Source organism: Telmatocola sphagniphila, from assembly GCF_018398935.1.
GTDB lineage: Bacteria > Planctomycetota > Planctomycetia > Gemmatales > Gemmataceae > Telmatocola > Telmatocola sphagniphila.
Genome location: NZ_CP074694.1, coordinates 131,842 through 150,105 on the forward strand (window position 1 = coordinate 131,842; position 18,264 = coordinate 150,105).

Genomic DNA, 18,264 nt, shown 5'->3' on the forward strand with positions numbered 1-18,264 from the left:
GGTGTGCTGCTCCATGGACCGTCCCGAAAACTTGTGCCAGGTTTCTCGATACCGATTCCTCGTCCAAGGTCTGGTTCAAGGGGTGGGTTTTCGTCCCTTCGTTTACCAATTGGCGACGCGATTGCAACTGGCTGGCCATGTCAGCAATTCTGCCAATGGGGTGACCATCGAAGTGCAGGGCACTTCAGATAACTTAATTCAATTTCGAAAAGATCTGATCCATCAGCACCCGCCCTTAGCGTACATTCAAGAGCTTCAGAAGCAGGAAATTCCTTTTCGCGAGGAGGCCGGTTTTCAAATCCTTCCTTCCACCCAAACGGAAGTGGGCCGTACCTCGATCCCGGGCGATATCGCTCCCTGCGATGACTGCCTTAGCGAACTCTTCGATCCACAGGATCGACGCTATCGTTATCCGTTTTTGAACTGCACCCAATGCGGACCGCGTTATACCGTAATTTGTTCACTGCCTTATGATCGGCTTGCCACCACGCTTGCAAAATTTACGATGTGTACCGAATGTTTGCGGGAGTATGGCGACCCGGCCGATAGGAGGTTCCATGCCGAACCGATTGCCTGCTCGCAATGCGGCCCCCAGGTCTGGCTGGAAACGAATGGCCGGCGAGTCGCGGAAAAAGAGGCTGCGATTAAGGAAGCGATAACGCGACTTGAACGGGGGGAAATACTGGCCATCAAGGGAATTGGCGGATTTCACCTGGCTTGCGATGCATCGAATGAATCGACCGTGGCTCGACTTCGCGAAAAGAAGGGCAGGGGGACAAAGCCACTCGCCGTGATGATTAAAAACCTGGAATTGGCTCAGCAATATGTTGAAATTTCCCTAGCTGAAGAAGAACTTTTGCTTAGCCCGATGCAGCCGATTGTTTTGCTCCAACGAAAGCCGAACGAGTCTTCCCTGGCTCCAGCCGTTGCACCCGGAACGAACCAGTTGGGGCTATTTCTCCCCTATTCGCCCCTGCATCAATTGCTCCTGACTGACCGACCGTTGGTCATGACCTCCGGGAATGGCAGCAACGAACCGATTGTGATTGCGAATGAGGAGGCTCGAGACAGACTGAGCGTGCTGTGCGATGCGATTCTGATGCACGATCGGGAGATTACGACACCGTGCGATGATTCGGTCGTGCGAATCTTTGAGAATCGGCTATATCCCCTTCGGCGTTCCCGTGGGTATGCGCCCTTACCTGTAAAACTTCAAAAATCGGGGTCCACTGTGCTGGCTGTGGGAGGAGAGTTGAAGACCACACTCTGTCTGGCCATCGAGAAATCTGCCTACCTGAGTCAGCATTTGGGAGATCTGGAAAGCCCCGAGAGCCATATGGCACTCGACCGTTGTGCCCACCATCTTCTCGATTTATTTCGGGTGAAGCCCGATCTTATCGCTTGCGATCTGCACCCGGGTTATCTCTCGTCGCAGTGGGCCGAACGTTTTGCCCGCAAGCTGGATTTACCGCTAGTAAAAGTTCAACATCACGAAGCACATCTAGCTTCTTTGCTTGCTGATGTTTCCTGGTCTGGAAACGACCTGCTCGGCGTCTGCTTCGATGGCACGGGGTTCGGGACGGATCGTGCCATCTGGGGCGGGGAATTTTTTTGTTTCGATAAAAGTCGGTCGAAACGAGTAGGGCATTTGAAATATGTGTCCCTGCCAGGAGGTGATCTCAGTATTAAACGGCCCTACCGGCTGGCGTTGGCCCATCTGTGGGCAGCGGGAATTCCGTGGTCTGAGGATATCCCAGCCGTCGCGGCCTGCCCACCTGCCGAACGTGCGATTCTGCGTCAGCAGCTCGAAAAAAATGCGAATTGCACCCCCACGAGTAGCATGGGGCGCTTATTCGATGCAGTTTCCTCTTTACTCGGTGTCAATCAGCTGGCTAGTTATGAGGGCCAACCCGCCGTGGAGTTGGAGACGATAGCGGACTCGGGGCCTCAGGAGCCTTACCCGTTTGAAATCATCTCGGGGAATCCGTGTCAGATTGATCCCACGCCGTTACTACATGCCATTGTGCAGGATCTAGTTAGACAAGTGCCAGCTGCTACGATTTCCGCACGATTCCACGCCACGATAGCGGAGATGATTTGTTATTTTGCCAGGCTGTTTCGGCAGCAGGTGGGATTAGGTACACTGGGTTTAACCGGTGGAGTCTTCCAGAATATGCGACTTCTCAAAGAAGTGAGCCAACGATTGCACAACGAAAAGTTCACGATCCTGACGCATCAACAGGTACCTGCCAACGACGGCGGAATTTCCCTTGGCCAATGTTTGATCGCCCGAGGACAAATTTCGAGTTGAAACAGAGAATCTTCACTGAATTAATTGCTCCCAGAGGGAATTTCCTGGGATAATAAAGCGATAACTCTCTCGGAAATTGTTCCAACGGCTTCGATGCACGAACTCTCTTTAGCAACGCACCTTGTGGAGCTGGCCGGGCAAACGGCATCGCGCGAGCGGGCCCAACGTGTACTAACGGTCAAACTACGAGTCGGACTCCTTGCGGATGTTTCAGTGGAGGCCTTGCAATTCGCTTATGAAGTGGCCACGGCCGATACGCTCCTGGCCGGTTCGCGGCTGGAGGTGGAAGAGGTTCCCGTAACGGTATTTTGCGAACAGTGTCAGACGGAAGCCGTGTTGCCCAGCATCCAAAATTTTCGCTGCCCGGAGTGCAATATGCCGACCGAGAATGTTCTCTCCGGTCGGGAACTGGAGATCGCCTGGATCGAACTCGAATAAGGGAATTAGATGGGTAGGCTGCAAAGAGATACTCAGCGATGACCACACCCCGCATTCTCGAAGTTCGGCAGGGACTTCTGAAGAAGAACGATCAGATTGCGGCTACGTTGCGCGCGCGGTATCGAGCCGCCGGGACGACGGTAATTAATCTCGTTTCCAGCCCCGGCACCGGCAAAACTTTGTTGCTGGAACGAACACTGGTCGAATTGAAACAACGGGGATACGCCGTAGCGGCCCTCGTCGGCGATCTGGAAACCGACAACGATGCCCGGCGACTGGCCCGAAGTGGTGCCCCGGCTCGCCAGATCAACACTCATGGGATCTGTCACCTGGAAGCCGATATGATTACCCGGCATCTCGAAGAATGGAATCTCGAGGAAATCGATTTTCTGTTTATCGAAAATGTCGGCAACCTGGTTTGCACTTCCAGTTACGATCTGGGAGAAGAAATGCGGGTAGCTCTACTTTCGGTCACCGAAGGAGAAGACAAACCGCTGAAGTATCCGACCTTATTCCACTCGGCGGATGTCACCCTCTTTACCAAAATCGATCTGGCGAAAGTGTGCGAATTCGATGCCGATTTAGCTCTCCGTCATGTGCAGGCCGTGCGTCCAAGCATGCGGGTGCTTTCGACTTCAGCTAAAACTGGCGAAGGTCTTACCGAATGGTTGAAGTTGCTTCAGGATAGGCGATCCCATCCAGCGAAATGATTTCGGGGAGTATTTGCAATGTGCCTAGCGGTGCCGGGACAACTCGAATCTATCCATGAAGTCGATGGCACGCGTATGGGCAAAGTCAATTTTGGCGGCATCCTCAAAGAGGTCTGTCTGGAATTCGTTCCCGACCTGGAGGTAGGCGATTACACGATTGTCCATGTCGGTTTTGCACTCAGTAAAATCGACGAACAGACGGCCCGGGAAACGCTGGAGGCCATCGCTTCGCTGAACAACCTGGAGGAGGAATTGGGACCGGGGGATAATTCGTCATGAAGTATCTCACCGAGTTTCGAGATGGAGAACTGGCGAAAAAGCTCTTCGTGGAAATTGCCTCCCTGGTGACCCGAACCTGGACCCTGATGGAGGTCTGCGGCGGGCAAACGCACTCGATCATTCGCAACGGCATCGATCAACTTCTACCCCGGCAAATTCAACTGATCCATGGTCCGGGATGCCCGGTCTGTGTCACACCCGTGGAACAAATCGATAGGGCGCTCGCCATTGCCGCTTTGCCGAAGGTGACCTTCTGCAGCTTCGGCGACATGCTTCGTGTGCCCGGCTCTCACGGTGATCTCTTTCAGGTGAAAAGTCAGGGAGGAGATGTTCGGGTGGTTTACTCCCCGCTCGATGCCGTGAAGCTGGCTCGCGAAAATCCGAATTCGGAAATCGTCTTTTTTGCTATCGGTTTCGAGACTACGGCTCCAGCGAATGCAATGGCGGTTTATCAGGCGAAGCGGCTCGGGCTCAAGAACTTTTCGCTACTGGTCTCGCATGTTCTGGTTCCACCGGCGATGGAAGCGATTCTCAACGCTCCGGAGAATAGTGTTCAAGGGTTCCTGGCCGCCGGGCATGTCTGCAGCGTCATGGGCTATCATCAATATCCGCAGTTGGCTAAGAGATTTCGCGTGCCGATCGTGATTACCGGTTTCGAACCGCTCGATCTTCTGGAGGGTATCCGCCGAGCCGTTCTCCAACTGGAAGCAGGACAAGCTTTTGTGGAGAATACCTATCCTCGAGTAGTCAGTTTAGAAGGGAACCGTCCGGCGCAAGATCGGATAGCGGAAGTCTTTGAGCTGACAGATCGTATCTGGCGGGGTATGGGTTGGATCCCGAAAAGTGGCTGGCGACTGCGAGAAGAGTATCGCGGCTTCGATGCCGAATGGAAATTCGAGCTGCCCGATCTACCGGTGGTCGCGGATACGGTTTGCCGAAGTGGCGAAATCCTTCGCGGCACGCTGAAACCTAACCGGTGCCCAGCCTTCGGAAACTCTTGCACGCCGCGAACACCGTTGGGTGCGACCATGGTTTCCAGTGAGGGAGCCTGCGCGGCGTACTTCAATTACGGTCGACTCATCGATTTGAATCTGAAGTCGGTGCCTGAGGTGGAGACTGCGTCATGCCCGGCCTGAACTCCGAGGGATGGACCTGCCCGTTGCCCTTGCGGGATTACCCTCGAATAGTTCTGGGGCATGGCGGCGGCGGGAAGCTGACATCCGAACTGATCGAAAATCTCTTCTTGCCTGCATTTGATAATGCCGCTTTGACTTCACTTGGCGATGCCACGGTCCTACCCAATATCGGTGGTCGGCTGGCCGTGACTACCGATTCCTACGTCGTCCGGCCTCTATTTTTCCCCGGCGGCTGTATCGGCGATTTGGCGGTTCATGGCACCGTGAATGATCTGGCCATGGCCGGAGCCCGACCGCTCTATCTGACGGCGGCGTTCATTCTGGAAGAGGGACTGTTACTGAGCACGCTCGGCCAGATTGTCCGAGCCATGGCACGCTCGGCCCGGGAGGCTGGGGTGAAGATTATCTGCGGCGATACCAAGGTCGTCGAACGCGGGCATGGCGACGGCTGCTTTATCACGACCACCGGCGTTGGAGTAGTGCCGGAGGAAATCGTTTTCGGACCTGATCAAGTCAAAGAGGGGGATCTTGTCGTCGTCTCCGGAACCCTGGGAAATCATGGGGTGGCGATTTTGAGTGTGCGGGAAGGTCTCGATTTTGGAACAACGATTGAGTCGGATACCGCGCCCCTCTATAGCCTGGTGGTGCAAATGCTAGCCAGTGGTGCCTCACTCCGAATGATGCGCGATCCCACGCGCGGCGGACTGGCAGCAACTCTCAATGAAATCGTAGGGCGCATGGAATTTGGAATCGAGATCGAAGAGTCGAAAGTGCCGCTGGATTCCCAGGTTCAGGCGGCTTGCGAACTGCTGGGTCTCGATCCCTTTCAGGTCGCAAACGAGGGCAAACTGGTCGCGGTGGTAGCCGAGGAAAAATCGGAAGAGCTCCTCCAATTTATGCGTCAGCATCCTCTGGGCCAGAAAGCAGCGGTCATTGGTCGAGTAACTCGCGAATATCCCGGTCTTGTGGTGGCCAAAACGAGCCTGGGAGGCCGGAGGGTGATTAGTATGCCCATGGGAGAGCAGTTGCCGCGCATTTGCTAGCAGCACGGCAAGAGTTCAAAAGTGCGAAAGGAAAAAGCGGGTCGATCGACCCGCTTTCGTCTTATTTTGATTTTTCCGTGGATCAGTTGTTTCGCAGCATGCGGGGAAGTTCTGTCCCAACGCGATGTGGAAATCGTTCCTGCGGTGTTCCAAAGCGATTAGCAATCGTTCGAAGCAGAACTTCGATTACTGCGATAACCGCGATAATTCCCACCGCCAGGGCGACCCAACTGAATGAACGAAGCAGTTCTTCCATGTCATGTCTCCTCAGCTAGGAAGGTAAGAAACCAAATTTATTGTAAAACTTTCAGGTCGGAGCAAAAGCTATTTTTTGAAAAATTAACAATTAACTTCTTTTGCTCTTTCCAATTGAACTTACCGTTCCTTACGTTCATATCTTACTACTCGTCATAACGATTCTACGCAGGGCACTTGCGCCAAAACTACGCCCTCAGCAAAAAAAGTTAATCGATCTTATCGAAAAATGTCAAGTTGTACTGCTCAAGGTGTGTCTTCGATATAACCAGTCCGGACGGAAATTTACCAGGCTTTCCGAGTTTCTCGTCGAAGTCTACTCAAATCCGCCAGACACTTATTATTCGTCCGGGATGATCAAATCTTTCTCGGCACGATCCCACTATCCAAACCTTTCGGTCGGGCAAGCTTCCCGGATTACCCGACCTCATGGAAATTAGCGATTCTTCCTCGAAATGCGGCTGGCGAAACCCTACCGGAGAATCATCCCTTAAATTCCCCCCAAGTTCTTTATTTTGAACGATTACGTTTGACGACACCCCTTCCTGGTTTTACCATTTTACGCAGATTGTATTTTTCCCCTCAAGCGTGAGATGACATCATGTATAGTTTGGTTTTGATGGCGGCCATGGCCACCGGGCCGGAAGTGCCCGAGTTCGGAGGCGGCGGTATCGGCTGGGATACCAGTCTCTGCTTCCTGCGAACCTGTAAACTGCCTTACTGCGCTCCGGTCAACTGCTGCTTCTACGAAACCTGCCTTCCCACACGATACGGCTGGGTCTCCAACTGCGGTTGCAGCGGGGCTTACCGATACGGCGGCTGCTACGGTGTCTCCTATGGCTCCTGCTTCGGTGGCTCGTACGGATACGCGGGATGCGGTTGCGGTTACCACAACTATAGTTCGTGCTATGGCTCCTGCTACGGTTCGTGCCACGGTTCCTGCTACGGCGGCTGCTACAGTGCCCCTACCAGCTGCCACGGCTACTCCTGCAGCGGCTATTCCTGCTGCGGTTGCATCGGTTCCTACGATCCCGGCTACCACGGCATCGGCTACGCCGGCTTCACCGGCTACGGCAATTTCGGCGCTTACGGCTCGGCTCCGGTTGGCAACCCCGCCGCTAACGTGGTGATCCCGACCCCCGCCGCCAAACCTTTGACCAACTCCCCGCAGCTCCGCAACGACCTGTCGGTTCCGAATCGACTGGCCAAAGCCTCCGTGGTTCTGGAAGTTCCGGAAACGGCCAAGGTCTTCGTCGATGGCAACGCCATGACCAGCACTGGTAGCCGGCGCGTCTTCACCACCCCCGAATTGGAAGTCGGCGAAGATTATTACTACACCGTTCGCGTAGTTTTCGAAAAAGAGGGCAAGGAAGTCGAAGAGAATCGTAAAGTGATCGTTCGACCGGGCGATTCGACCACTCTCTCTTTCACGGCCCCTGTTATGCGAGATGCCGTCACGAGTGGAATCGGTCGATAATTGAAATTCTTCTCAGTACCCGCTTTCGGCTTAACGGCTGAGGCGGGTATTTTCGTTTTTACAGGAAAGTGGAAACGCAATAGAGGACGACACCGATCATGGCCAGGAAGCTCGCCATGCGGATTCCCCAGCGAAAGGCTTCCCGCAATATCAAATCGAGCGGATCGAATCTCGTCGCACTGTAAACCAGACTAACGACGAAGAGCATGACCGGCAGATGCCAGTAGATCGATCCGGTAGCCAAGAGAGGATTCATCAGATCGATCCCTCCCGTTTGATTTCAATGGTTTTGATCGGCTCGGTAATCACCGTCTTGGCATTTCCTGCAGGAATTGGCGAGGGAGGAGCGGCGGCCTCGGATTTTGCCGCTTCCTCGATCTTCTTTTTTGTCACGGGTACGATGGTGAAGGCCGCCCCGGCGATCGCATCATAAATCACCAGAATGTTCAACACCCCGGCGATCACGGTGTAGACCCAGGCGAGGTCGAAGACCTTCTGATCGTTCCGCTGCATGTCGTTGAGCTTTTCATCGGAGGGTTCGCGTTCCAATTTCCCGAATCGCGGACCCGCTTCTTTCGTTTCGTCGTAGTGCATGAACTGGTAGATGGCTGGCCACGCCGACATGCCGATAAAGAACTGACCGACGTAGTGGGGACGAGCCGTCAGACAGTACACCAGGTGCATGTGCGCTCTGGGATCGGGTGGCCGGTTGCCTGCTTCTTTGTTGGTGATGTAGACGTTCTGCCATTCTCCCAGCCAAAGACCGTAGAAGAAAAGTCCGTGGAGGCATACGAAAAAAATGAGGCCTTTGGTCATCCGGCCCTGAGACATCTGACCCAGGCCGGGTATCAGATAAGATAATATGCCAGCCAAAACATCCGGCTTCTGGGGCGGAGCCGCGATGATGCGGTAGGTTTCCTCTTTCATGCAGTGCTTTTCGGTCCGAAAGTACGATTATTTGAATTCAGATATGTTAGAGGAACTGTTCCGAACGGTCCAACGAAACTCGGTCCAATCCAGGTAAGCCCAAACTAATGCTCCAATAATCATCGCGATCCCGGCCACTCCGACCAGGTGTTTACCGAAAGGTCGCGTCAGCCAGGCCGTGGGTCCGCGGCCCAGAATCATATCGAAAATCCGCGTGATCAGATAGAACGGCCAGAGAATCGGAACGACGAAATCGTTGCTCGCGCTGAGAGCGGGTTGCGGTGTCGGTAACGCGGGGCGGGGCACTTCCTCCACCACCACGCTGGCATAAGGAACCAGTTCCTCCGGGGTGATCTCGACGGCTGTCGGCGGAAGGGAGACCAGACGATTGGTTTCCGGCACCCGAATCGGATCGCCGAATTCGACCTTCCACCCCATCACACTGCTGTCCGGAGTGTCGATTCGCGGTGTACTGGTTATCTTGGCTTCGTTAATCATCTGTCGATTGGGGAACGGCAGCGGTGCAAACTCCTCGGCGGGAATCCTAGCCGATTCCTGGAGCTTCTGGGCTTCTTCTTCATCCAGATGGGAAAGAGGCAGGCTGAGCATGCGTTGAATCAGGCTGTCCAGATCGTCCAGTTGCTGACGGGTCTGATGAAGCGTCGGATTGCTCATGGCGGATTCCTTTCACGCCGTCCCAATTGAGATTAAGGCTGTACAATACCCCGAATTGCCAGAATCCCGCAAGATCAAGATGATTCCATGTCGAGCCGTTATTTCGTCGAAACACCGTTGCAGGCCGGTTCGTTCTCTCTGGAAGGGCCCGAAGCGCACCATCTGCTGCATGTCATGCGCTGTGAACCTGGGGAAAAAGTGACCCTATTCGACGGTTCCGGGCGGGAAGCTGCGGCAACCGTTCAAGAACTGCATAAGAAATCGGCTCTACTTCAGCTCGACGAGCCGCATTACATCGACCGGGAGATTCGTTTCGCTCTACATATTGCCGTCGCTTTTCCCAAAGCGGATCGGTCCGATTTTCTCGTTGAGAAACTCACCGAACTGGGGGTAACCGAACTCACCCCTTTGGAAACCGAGCGAAGCGTCACCAAAATTCGGGATGATAAACTGGAGAAACTACACAGACAGGTGATTGAGGCCAGCAAGCAATGCGGTCGCAACCGGCTGATGAAAGTGAACCCCAGTCAGAATCTGCAGGATTTCCTGACTCTCCCCCGAGAAGGTCGGCGATTGCTTCCTCATCCCGGCGGCAAACTTCTGAAAGATGTTGCGGTTCCCGTGGGAGCCACGACGGCGGTTATAGGACCCGAGGGGGGATTCTCTGAAGTAGAAGTGGAACGGGCTAGGGGTTTAGGTTGGGTACCGGTTTCGCTGGGAGATAGGATACTAAGAACCGAGACGGCAGCGATCGCACTCGCTAGCCGGCTGGTTATGGATCAATAATCCTGGCGTTCCATCCCGGCAAGGGCATCGCGGAAGGATTTCACATCGCGATATCGTTCGTTGGGTTCCTTGGCGATCGCCTTGGCCAGAATATCGTTGAGATCCTGAGGAATATCGGGCTTCAATTCCTTGGCCAAACGTGGCGGAGTATTCAAATGCCGTCGCAACGTCTCTTCCGAGGAAAGAGATCGCTCCCAGGGTAACTGGCCGGTGAACACTTCAAACGCGGTGACACCCAAAGCGAAAATATCGACGCGATGATCGGTTCGCTGCCTTTTGATGATCTCCGGAGCGAGATAATCAGCCGTGCCGGTGCGATTGCCCGGCTGGCAGAAAACCGGGGTGTAGGGAATCGTTAAGCCATAGTCGATCAGCTTGACTTGGTTTTCCTTGTTCACCATCACGTTACGCGGGCAGAGATCGCGGTGCAGGAATTGGTTGCGATGCAGAAAGGCCAGGGCATCGCTCAGTTGCAATACGTAGCTGACGCGATTGCCATTGAGTTGCGGGCTTTTCGTTTCGATCAGAAAGTTCAAACCGAGGCCATCGATCCATTCCATGACGATGTAAGGTTCACCCGCGGTCGTTACACCATGCTCGATGGTCCGAACGATGTTGGGATGGCCGGAGCCGGCACTCAATTTTTCGGTGAGTTCCCCTTCGGTTGGCTTATCCTTGATCCCCATCAGTTTGAATTTTTCTTCGAACTTATGGGTCTTTTCTTTGTCGAGTAATTTCAGGCAAACCATCCGGCCCAGCTTCTTATCGTAGGCGGACCAGACCTTGGACATGCTTCCCTGACCGGTGCGGTTACGCAAATCCCAGCGCTTGGCAACGTCGACCTTTGCGATCCTCTTGGAGCCACCAAACAAACTGGCAAGTAAACCCACCGGGAACTCCTCGCATAGTCACTATGATTTGCTGCGAATCTCTGAGTATTATCTCATAGATAGCACACTAATACTAGTCTTAAGGCGATCAGGTCTTTTCGCAGTAATCGATGATCTGAGCAACTTCTGTCCGTAAGTTGTGGCGATGAACGATCCGATCGATGAAGCCATGCTCCAGTAGGAACTCGCTGGTTTGGAACCCTTCAGGCAGTTCGAGCCGGACCGTGTTCCAGATTGTGCGGGCCCCTGCGAAGCCGATCATGGCTCCCGGTTCGGCCAGGTGAATATCCCCTTGCAGGGCGAAACTGGCGGCCACCCCACCCATGGTTGGGTTGGTGAGAATCGAGATATACAGGCCGCCCGATTGATCGTACTTGGCGAGGGCACACGAGACCTTGGCCATCTGCATCAGGGAGAGAATCCCTTCCTGCATGCGGGCGCCACCGCCCGAACCGCTGACAATAATCAGCGGCAACTTCAATTTGGTGGCTTCTTCGACGATGCGAGTGAGTTTTTCACCGACAACCGAGCCCATACTCCCGGCCATGAACTGAAAATCGGTAATCCCCAGTACGACGGGTCGACCGCGAATGAAGCCTTTGCCCACCACGGCCGCATCGTTCATTCCCGATTTGGCTTGTTCTTCGGCGATTCGCTTGGAATAAGGAATTCGGTCCTTGAAGCCCAGCGGGTCGACCGGTTTCAACTCGGCGTACCACTCCTCAAAGCTATCTTCGTCGAGCAGATGCTTGATGCGATCCTTGGCCGGCATGCGGAAGTGGTAGGTGCATTCCGGGCAGACGTGGGCGCGGGTTTCGACTTCTTTGCGGTAGACGGTAGCCTTGCACTGAGGGCAATGGATCCAGAGTCCTTCTGGAACACCGCGCTTGGAGCGAACTAGACCACCGGAGGTATCGGAAATTTCGTTGGCAGACATCTCGATCTCAAAATCAAACTTCGTCGATCTGGGCCAGGGAGGCGAACTTTTTACCTTCCACGTACGCAAGGAAAGCGCCTCCCCCGGTGGAGACGTGGGTGATCTTGGAATCCAGGCCGAACTGTTCAATGGCCTCGGCCGTTTCGCCGCCGCCGATAATCGTCACGGCGTGGGAATTGGCCATGGCCTCTCCGACGCCCCGCGTGCCCTTGCTGAAGGCGGGTTGCTCGAACCAACCCACCGGTCCATTCCAGATCACCGTTGCGGACTTGGCGATCTCCGCAGAGTAATTCGCCAACGTCTTCGGCCCGATATCCACGCCTTCGAATCCCACGGGGATATTGCCTTCCACCACCTGGGTGGTGTTCAAATCATCCGATTTTGCGGTCACGTAGTCAATGGGTAACGAGATTTTGTTTCCGACATACTGCAACAGCGGTCCGGCAGCGGTCAGTTCCTCATCGGCCACGCGAGTCGAGCCGACATCCACTCCTCGAGCCTTCAGGAAAGTATAGGCCATCTTGCCGCCGATGAGCAAATGATCGACTTTGGTCAGAAGCACATTGATGAATGCGATCTTGTCCGAGACCTTTGCTCCGCCCATCACCGCAAGCATCGGCCGCTTGGGGTGTGCCATCAACCCGTCAATCACTTCCAATTCCTTGGCGACCAGGAAACCAACAACTCGAGGTTTGGGAGCCATCGCTTTGGGCACGGCCACCATCGAAGCGTCTTTGTCGTTGTGGCAGGTCCCAAACGCGTCGTTGACATAGATGTCCCCGAGTTGGGCGATCTGCTGGGCAAATTCGGGATCGTTCTTCTGTTCGCGAGGGTCGAACCGCAGATTTTCCAGCATCAGCACATGGCCGGGCTGCAAAGCCGCGGCGGCCGCCGTGACCGCCGGGCCAACGACGGTATCGCCCGCTTTTTTCACGGGGACGCCCAGTAATTCGCTCAGTCGCTTGGCCACACCATCGGTTTTAAGAATAGCGTCTTTGGCCGGGTCACCACTGGGACGACCGATGTGGCTCATGGCGATGACCGAAGCGCCCGCTTCCAACAGGTATTTTAAAGTGGGAATGGCCGCCCGAATTCGACGATCGTTAGTGATCACGCCCGTTTTTTTGTCCATCGGGACGTTGAAATCGACTCGAATAATAACCTTCTTGCCCTGGATGTCGCCGAGATTCTTGATCGTCTTCTTTGGCATTGACCATTCCTTTTGCGCTATGTGCAGTCAGCGTTCAGCAATCAACCTTCAGCCATCTTTCAGATGGGCCAACACTCTGTTTGGCCCAAGGGGTGTTAACTTTGGGAACTCAGCTTTCAGCTTTCAGCCGCCGCTATTCCTGTTCTATGACCCAACTCCTCGGGTCGTCGAGCAAGCCCGCCAACTGTTTTCAGCTAACCTCTGATAGTTGAAAGCTGACCGCTGAAAGCGGATAGCTTTTTTACAGCTTCGCCGCGATCTTCTTCAGTAGATCGACGCAGCGGTTACTGTATCCCCATTCGTTATCGTACCAGCTGACCAGCTTGAAGAACTTGCTGTTCAACTCGATACCCGAACCGGCATCGAAAATCGAAGAGCTCTTGTCGTGGATGAAGTCGCTGGAGACCACTTCGTCTTCGGTATAGGCCAGGATTCCCTTCAAATAGGTTTCGCTCGCTTTTTTCATCGCGGCGGCGATTTCCTTGTAGCTGGTTTCCTTAACGGTTTTGACTGTCAGGTCAACGACCGAAACCGTCGGCGTGGGAACGCGGAAGGCCATGCCGGTCATCTTGCCCTTCACTTCAGGACAAACCAGAGCCACGGCCTTGGCGGCACCCGTCGTGGAAGGGATGATGTTGATGGCGGCACTTCGGCCCCCCTTCCAATCTTTCTTGGAAGGGCCGTCGACTGTCTTCTGCGTGGCGGTGTACGAGTGAACCGTCGTCATCAAACCATCTTCGATTCCAAATCCTTCTTTCAGCAGAACATGTACGACCGGAGCCAGACAGTTCGTCGTGCAGGAAGCATTGGAAATGATGTTGTGCTTGGCGGAATCGTACTTCTCGTCGTTGACACCCATGACGATCGTGATGTCTTCGCCCTTGGCCGGTGCGGAGATGATCACTTTTTTCGCCCCGGCGGTGATGTGCCCCTTCGCCTTTTCGGCTTCGGTGAACAGGCCGGTCGATTCGATCACGATATCAACGCCCAAGGCTTTCCACGGTAGGGCCGCAGGGCCTTCCTTCACAGCCAGGCACTTGATTTTGTGGCCGTTTACAACCAGAATGTCGTCTTCCGGCACGGTCGGCGAAGATTTTTCGCTGTGCACGCTGCCGTGGAATTTACCTTGCGTGGAATCGTACTTCACCAGGTAAGCCAGGTTATCGGCGCCTACGAGATCGTTGACGGCAACGACATCGATGTGTTCGCCCAGATGTCCTTGTTCCACGATCGCACGAAAAACCAGTCGACCAATACGACCAAAGCCGTTAATCCCCACTTTCACTGCCATGAGATCAATTCCTCTTTCTTCGAAATAGCCTACTGTCGATGTTGCTCATACCTTATTAGCATTCAGTGGTGTTGCCAGTAGTCGTGCTGGTTTTCGTTTTCCGCTATTTGTGAGAATTCATCATGTCAAAAGTCGTTCGCGTAGCCGTGACCGGTGCAGCCGGGCAAGTCTCTTACTCCATGCTGGCCCGATTGGCTTCCGGCGAAGTCTTTGGACCTAACACCCACGTTATTCTACAGCTTTTGGAAATACCGCGCTCCGTTAACCCCAAAGCGATGGACGCCTTGGAAGGTGTCGCGATGGAACTGGAAGATTGCGCTTTTCCGACGCTGAAAGAAATTAAAGTTACCGACGATCCCCTGCAGGCGTTCGATGGTGCCAACTGGGTTCTCCTCGTCGGGGCGGCCCCGCGCGGCCCCGGTATGGAGCGTAAGGATCTGTTGACCAAAAACGGCCAGATTTTCGTCGGCCAGGGTAAAGCCCTGGCCGCCCGGGCCGCTTCCGATGTGCGAATTCTGATCGTCGGCAATCCCTGTAACACCAACTGCCTCGTGGCCTACCACAACGGCAAGGATATCCCCGCCGAACGCTGGACTGCCATGACCCGCCTCGATCACAACCGGGCTGTTTCGGCTCTGGCCGTAAAGAGTGGCGTGACCAACGACGCCGTGACCTGCATGACCATCTGGGGCAACCACAGCAACACCCAGTACCCGGACTTCACCAATGCGAAGATCAACGGCAAACCGGCTACGGAAGTGATTACCGATCGCAAGTGGCTCGAAACGTCCTTCGTGCCGCAGTGCCAGGAACGGGGCAAGGCCATTATCAACAAGCGAGGCTTATCCTCGGCCTTCTCTGCTGGGAATGGTGCTTTGGATCACGTAAAGAGCCTGCTGAAACCGACCCCTGCCAACGACTGGGTCAGCATGGCCACGGTTTCCAAAGGCGAATATGGCGTTCCAAAAGGATTGGTCTTCGGCTACCCGTGCAAGACCGATGGAGCAGGGAATTACAGCATTGTCGAGGGCCTGCAATTGGATGCTTTCGGCAAGACTAAGTGGGATTTGACGCTGAAGGAATTGCTGGAAGAGCAGGACGCCGTGAAGGAATTACTGCCGAGCTAAGGGGCATAAAAAAAGTGTTCCGAGGAAACGGTTCCTCGGAACACCCGGTTTTCAATTGTTTTTATTCTTGTTCTTGTTCACATCCACATCGACATCCACGCCCGGCGCATTGACTTTCACCCGGCCCTTGTTGACATTCACATCAACATCGTGATTAGGATCGTTAACTCGCACCTTGTTATCGTTAGGTGACAAATCTCTCCGCGATGTCGGGTTGGTAGTGTTATCGCAGCCCGTGAGAAGTCCAATTCCCAGAGCCAGCGCAATAAAATGCTTTTTCATGGTCGATACCTCCGTTGAGTAATTCCAGGGAGGTACGTAAAGCATTTGTCATGCCGCTCGACGGAAAAATGTACTAACTTGTTGAGCGCAAATTTCCTTGATATCTCCGAACAGCTGTTCGAGTTGCTGTTTGCTCTTACCCCAGTCGTAAAGCTGGCCGCGAATCTTCGTCGCGGCGGCGATCTGCGTACCATTGGGCAGTCTTCGGAAGGAAATCACTAGTTCGCCTTCGAAACTCCACATGTCCGAAGGAAGATTACTTTCGATCAGACAACCATCCTCGGCGGGTGTAATCTGCTTGATGGTTTTACCGCCATGAGCCATTGCACAGATCCCGGCGACGATAACCAAACCCGTCGGAGCGGCCAGCAACTCATTCTTCTCCTTCGAGGTGTTGATTCCCATGCGGGAGTAGTAGGGCACCAGCATTTTCGCGACCGAATTGAGGGAGACTCCGATCATCGGTTTGTAGATGACCTTGTCGCACAGCGCCAGGAAATCTTCGGCGGAGAATTTTTTTTTCGCCTGTGCCGCGTAACGACTGATCAACTCGCGAACTTCCGGATTTCCAAACAGGATCTCATAACGGATCTCGTCGTGCCAATTGTTCGCGGTGGAGGCGAAGACTTCCTCGGCCAGCGAACTCGCAGCTTCCAGAGACGGGTTCGGCTTCTCGGGCGCGAGTCGTTGACCACAACTGGAGCAGAAATTCCCGGAACCTTCGGCACCGCAGTTGGAACAGAACATGGCGAAACCGCCTTTAGCGAATCGAACTAGAATGAGATTAATATCGTCCGAATATCGGAGCAATCTTCAATCAAGTCTCATCTTGTGGTGCTTTCGCCTCTTCGCTATCTTGCTTGGATTGAACTGCAAGTGAGCCTTGATTAGAGGCCTGAATTAACCATTGCAGGCAAAAATAGCCAGGGTAAAAATTCATGGCCTTCATATTCAGCTTAAGAACGGCTTTAGGCTTCGCTTGCTGGTACAGGTAGAAAACTCCTCGCTCCATGTTGAAATTGGAGATTTCCCTATACGGAATAGTTCCCGACTTGGTTTTCATGAAACCGGTAATGATCTTCGGGCAAGAAAGTGCGTCCGAATTAAATACTAACTTGGAACACCACGCTAGTGATTTATCATTTCGGATCTGTAGAGACATTCGATATCCAATCAATCGGGCAAGGTTATCTCGGAAATCATCGAACTGAGAGTCTCCTCCTTTTTGATGGCTGAAAGTGAATCGAAATGGCTTGATCTCAGCTTCATTCAGTGGAACGATGCTGACTTTAATTGAGGTGCATATATATACGCCGTGGAATGATTCCGTCTTTGGGACCCAACTGAATTTATCGATTTGTTCGTAACGAACGATATTTTCTTTTTTCCAATAATGAAGGTTAAAGCCTTTCTCGTAGACAATGATTTTAGATCCACCAAATAAACCATTGTAGAGTATGTATATACCAAAGACGTTACCAGAAATTCCAACCAATATTCCCAGGAGTTGGGTTTCTCTGCCAATACCCACTGCAAAACTGGTCGCCAACAAGCAAATAAGAAAGCATTCAAAAAGTTTAACTAAGCGAATAACAAAGCTGGAGAGTTTGCGCTCGAAAAGTTTTCTACCCAGACCTGGTGAAGAAGAATCCGAACTGTCTCGACGCATTTTTATTTCGCTTCGTTCACCTAATCTTTTGTAAAGCACCCCCAGCAATACATTAGCATTCAGGGACGTGTGTTTGATGCAAAGCGATGCCTCTTCTTCACCGTACTTCCAGACTCGAATCTCACCATCCAGCAAATAGTAAGTGGCTATTTCCGCCCAGGATAAAAATGCTACTTCCTCTCCGCTTTCGACGAACAATCCTTGATTCGAGAGTCGCCAACCCAAGCCGGGCAAGGGTATATTTAGTTCTAGATTTTCCGAAGCCTGCTCGATCAATCGGTTCAAATTGCGTTTATAGAAATGGTAAAGAGGATCTCCGAAAGCCGCCTTGTAGATGTAATCGAACGGTTGTCTGGAAATTCCCGAAGTATTCGCGAGTACAAATTCACCTTTATGTTGGAACCCCGCAAAATTCCCCATCACGAAAAAATCGCTATGGAAACTTGACACTGCTAAAAGGTCCGAATCTTTATATTCAATTTTATGGTTTCGAGATTTGAGGGTAAAACCAGTATCTGAAAATGATAGTAATGTTAATCTGTTTAGAGACTTTAAAGTCAAGAAAATCCCGATAATAACCAATGGCAGGAAGGCATATAAAGCAATGGTTCGCTCAAGATCATCATTGCGTACCACTACCTGCTCAGCTGCGATAAATGCGAGGACGAAACTGAGTATTCCGAAATGGAATGTAAAAGAGCGGTTCAACTCGCCGAATATGGCTATCGGTTTCTTCATGCGACATTGGGCGATAAGTTTTTCTCTCCTACTTCCGTGCCGTCACCTGCGGCAGTAACCGCTCACACCTCGTCCTGAGATTA

At 53.2% G+C, this 18,264-nt stretch carries 20 protein-coding genes; 9 read left to right on the forward strand and 11 right to left on the reverse strand.

Translation table 11 applies throughout. The features are described 5' to 3' along the window. Positions 1-13 precede the first annotated feature (13 nt). From hypF to hypE, 6 genes are all read left to right on the forward strand, one after another. A complete protein-coding gene (gene hypF, locus KIH39_RS00610; protein WP_213497343.1) occupies positions 14-2,311 on the forward strand; it encodes a carbamoyltransferase HypF in 2,298 nt (765 codons plus the stop codon). A 93-nt stretch (positions 2,312-2,404) separates the two neighbouring features. Then, positions 2,405-2,749 (forward strand): hydrogenase maturation nickel metallochaperone HypA, encoded by a 345-nt coding sequence (gene hypA / locus KIH39_RS00615; protein ID WP_213497344.1) that lies wholly within the window; start codon positions 2,405-2,407, stop codon positions 2,747-2,749. Positions 2,750-2,787: 38 nt separating this feature from the next. Next, a complete protein-coding gene (gene hypB, locus KIH39_RS00620; RefSeq protein WP_213497345.1) occupies positions 2,788-3,459 on the forward strand; it encodes a hydrogenase nickel incorporation protein HypB in 672 nt (223 codons plus the stop codon). Positions 3,460-3,477: 18 nt separating this feature from the next. Then, the gene (locus tag KIH39_RS00625; protein WP_213497346.1) at positions 3,478-3,738 is read left to right on the forward strand and encodes a HypC/HybG/HupF family hydrogenase formation chaperone; all 261 of its coding nucleotides are present in this window, start codon (positions 3,478-3,480) and stop codon (positions 3,736-3,738) included. Next, a complete protein-coding gene (hypD, locus tag KIH39_RS00630; RefSeq protein ID WP_213497347.1) occupies positions 3,735-4,874 on the forward strand; it encodes a hydrogenase formation protein HypD in 1,140 nt (379 codons plus the stop codon). The genes KIH39_RS00625 and hypD overlap by 4 nt, the downstream gene beginning before the upstream one ends. After that, a complete protein-coding gene (hypE, locus tag KIH39_RS00635) occupies positions 4,862-5,917 on the forward strand; it encodes a hydrogenase expression/formation protein HypE (protein WP_213497348.1) in 1,056 nt (351 codons plus the stop codon). The genes hypD and hypE overlap by 13 nt, the downstream gene beginning before the upstream one ends. Before the next feature lie 82 nt (positions 5,918-5,999). Here hypE and KIH39_RS00640 read toward each other — a convergent pair whose 3' ends face one another. After that, the gene (locus KIH39_RS00640; protein ID WP_213497349.1) at positions 6,000-6,173 is read right to left on the reverse strand and encodes a hypothetical protein; all 174 of its coding nucleotides are present in this window, start codon (positions 6,171-6,173) and stop codon (positions 6,000-6,002) included. Positions 6,174-6,773: 600 nt separating this feature from the next. Between KIH39_RS00640 and KIH39_RS00645 the strand changes: the two genes are divergently transcribed. Then, complete coding sequence (locus KIH39_RS00645; protein WP_213497350.1) at positions 6,774-7,649, forward strand: TIGR03000 domain-containing protein; 876 nt, start codon at positions 6,774-6,776, stop codon at positions 7,647-7,649. A gap of 58 nt (positions 7,650-7,707) precedes the next feature. Here KIH39_RS00645 and KIH39_RS00650 read toward each other — a convergent pair whose 3' ends face one another. From KIH39_RS00650 to KIH39_RS00660, 3 genes are read right to left on the reverse strand one after another with little or no spacing between them, the layout of a single operon-like run. Then, positions 7,708-7,905, reverse strand: coding sequence for a hypothetical protein (locus KIH39_RS00650; protein ID WP_213497351.1), 198 nt, complete (start codon positions 7,903-7,905; stop codon positions 7,708-7,710). After that, positions 7,905-8,576: a DUF6677 family protein gene (locus KIH39_RS00655; RefSeq protein WP_213497352.1), complete on the reverse strand. Its 672-nt coding sequence runs from the start codon at positions 8,574-8,576 to the stop codon at positions 7,905-7,907. Before KIH39_RS00655 ends, KIH39_RS00650 begins: the two co-directional genes overlap by 1 nt. A gap of 27 nt (positions 8,577-8,603) precedes the next feature. Next, on the reverse strand, positions 8,604-9,251 hold the full coding sequence (locus KIH39_RS00660) for a hypothetical protein (protein ID WP_213497353.1): 648 nt from the start codon (positions 9,249-9,251) through the stop codon (positions 8,604-8,606). Positions 9,252-9,338: 87 nt separating this feature from the next. Between KIH39_RS00660 and KIH39_RS00665 the strand changes: the two genes are divergently transcribed. Beyond that, entirely contained in the window at positions 9,339-10,037 is a 699-nt protein-coding gene (locus KIH39_RS00665; protein ID WP_213497354.1) for a 16S rRNA (uracil(1498)-N(3))-methyltransferase, read from the forward strand. On the opposite strand, the gene KIH39_RS00670 is transcribed toward KIH39_RS00665, so the two are convergent. From KIH39_RS00670 to gap, 4 genes are all read right to left on the reverse strand, one after another. Further along, complete coding sequence (locus tag KIH39_RS00670; protein ID WP_246539450.1) at positions 10,031-10,927, reverse strand: serine/threonine protein kinase; 897 nt, start codon at positions 10,925-10,927, stop codon at positions 10,031-10,033. The two genes, KIH39_RS00665 and KIH39_RS00670, sit on opposite strands and share 7 nt — an antisense overlap. 88 nt (positions 10,928-11,015) lie before the next feature. After that, positions 11,016-11,864 (reverse strand): acetyl-CoA carboxylase, carboxyltransferase subunit beta, encoded by an 849-nt coding sequence (gene accD / locus KIH39_RS00675; RefSeq protein WP_213497355.1) that lies wholly within the window; start codon positions 11,862-11,864, stop codon positions 11,016-11,018. A gap of 13 nt (positions 11,865-11,877) precedes the next feature. Next, entirely contained in the window at positions 11,878-13,074 is a 1,197-nt protein-coding gene (locus KIH39_RS00680) for a phosphoglycerate kinase (protein ID WP_213497356.1), read from the reverse strand. A 241-nt stretch (positions 13,075-13,315) separates the two neighbouring features. After that, positions 13,316-14,365 (reverse strand): type I glyceraldehyde-3-phosphate dehydrogenase, encoded by a 1,050-nt coding sequence (gene gap / locus KIH39_RS00685; protein ID WP_213497357.1) that lies wholly within the window; start codon positions 14,363-14,365, stop codon positions 13,316-13,318. Positions 14,366-14,487: 122 nt separating this feature from the next. Here gap and KIH39_RS00690 point away from each other — a divergent pair, with 122 nt between their 5' ends. Further along, positions 14,488-15,492, forward strand: a complete 1,005-nt coding sequence (locus KIH39_RS00690) for a malate dehydrogenase (protein WP_213497358.1) — start codon at positions 14,488-14,490, stop codon at positions 15,490-15,492. 51 nt (positions 15,493-15,543) lie between these two features. On the opposite strand, the gene KIH39_RS00695 is transcribed toward KIH39_RS00690, so the two are convergent. From KIH39_RS00695 to KIH39_RS00705, 3 genes are all read right to left on the reverse strand, one after another. Further along, the gene (locus KIH39_RS00695; RefSeq protein ID WP_213497359.1) at positions 15,544-15,774 is read right to left on the reverse strand and encodes a putative periplasmic lipoprotein; all 231 of its coding nucleotides are present in this window, start codon (positions 15,772-15,774) and stop codon (positions 15,544-15,546) included. Positions 15,775-15,822: 48 nt separating this feature from the next. After that, positions 15,823-16,521, reverse strand: a complete 699-nt coding sequence (locus tag KIH39_RS00700) for a hypothetical protein (RefSeq protein ID WP_213497360.1) — start codon at positions 16,519-16,521, stop codon at positions 15,823-15,825. Between the two features lie 70 nt (positions 16,522-16,591). After that, positions 16,592-18,181: a hypothetical protein gene (locus KIH39_RS00705; RefSeq protein WP_213497361.1), complete on the reverse strand. Its 1,590-nt coding sequence runs from the start codon at positions 18,179-18,181 to the stop codon at positions 16,592-16,594. Positions 18,182-18,264 lie beyond the last annotated feature (83 nt).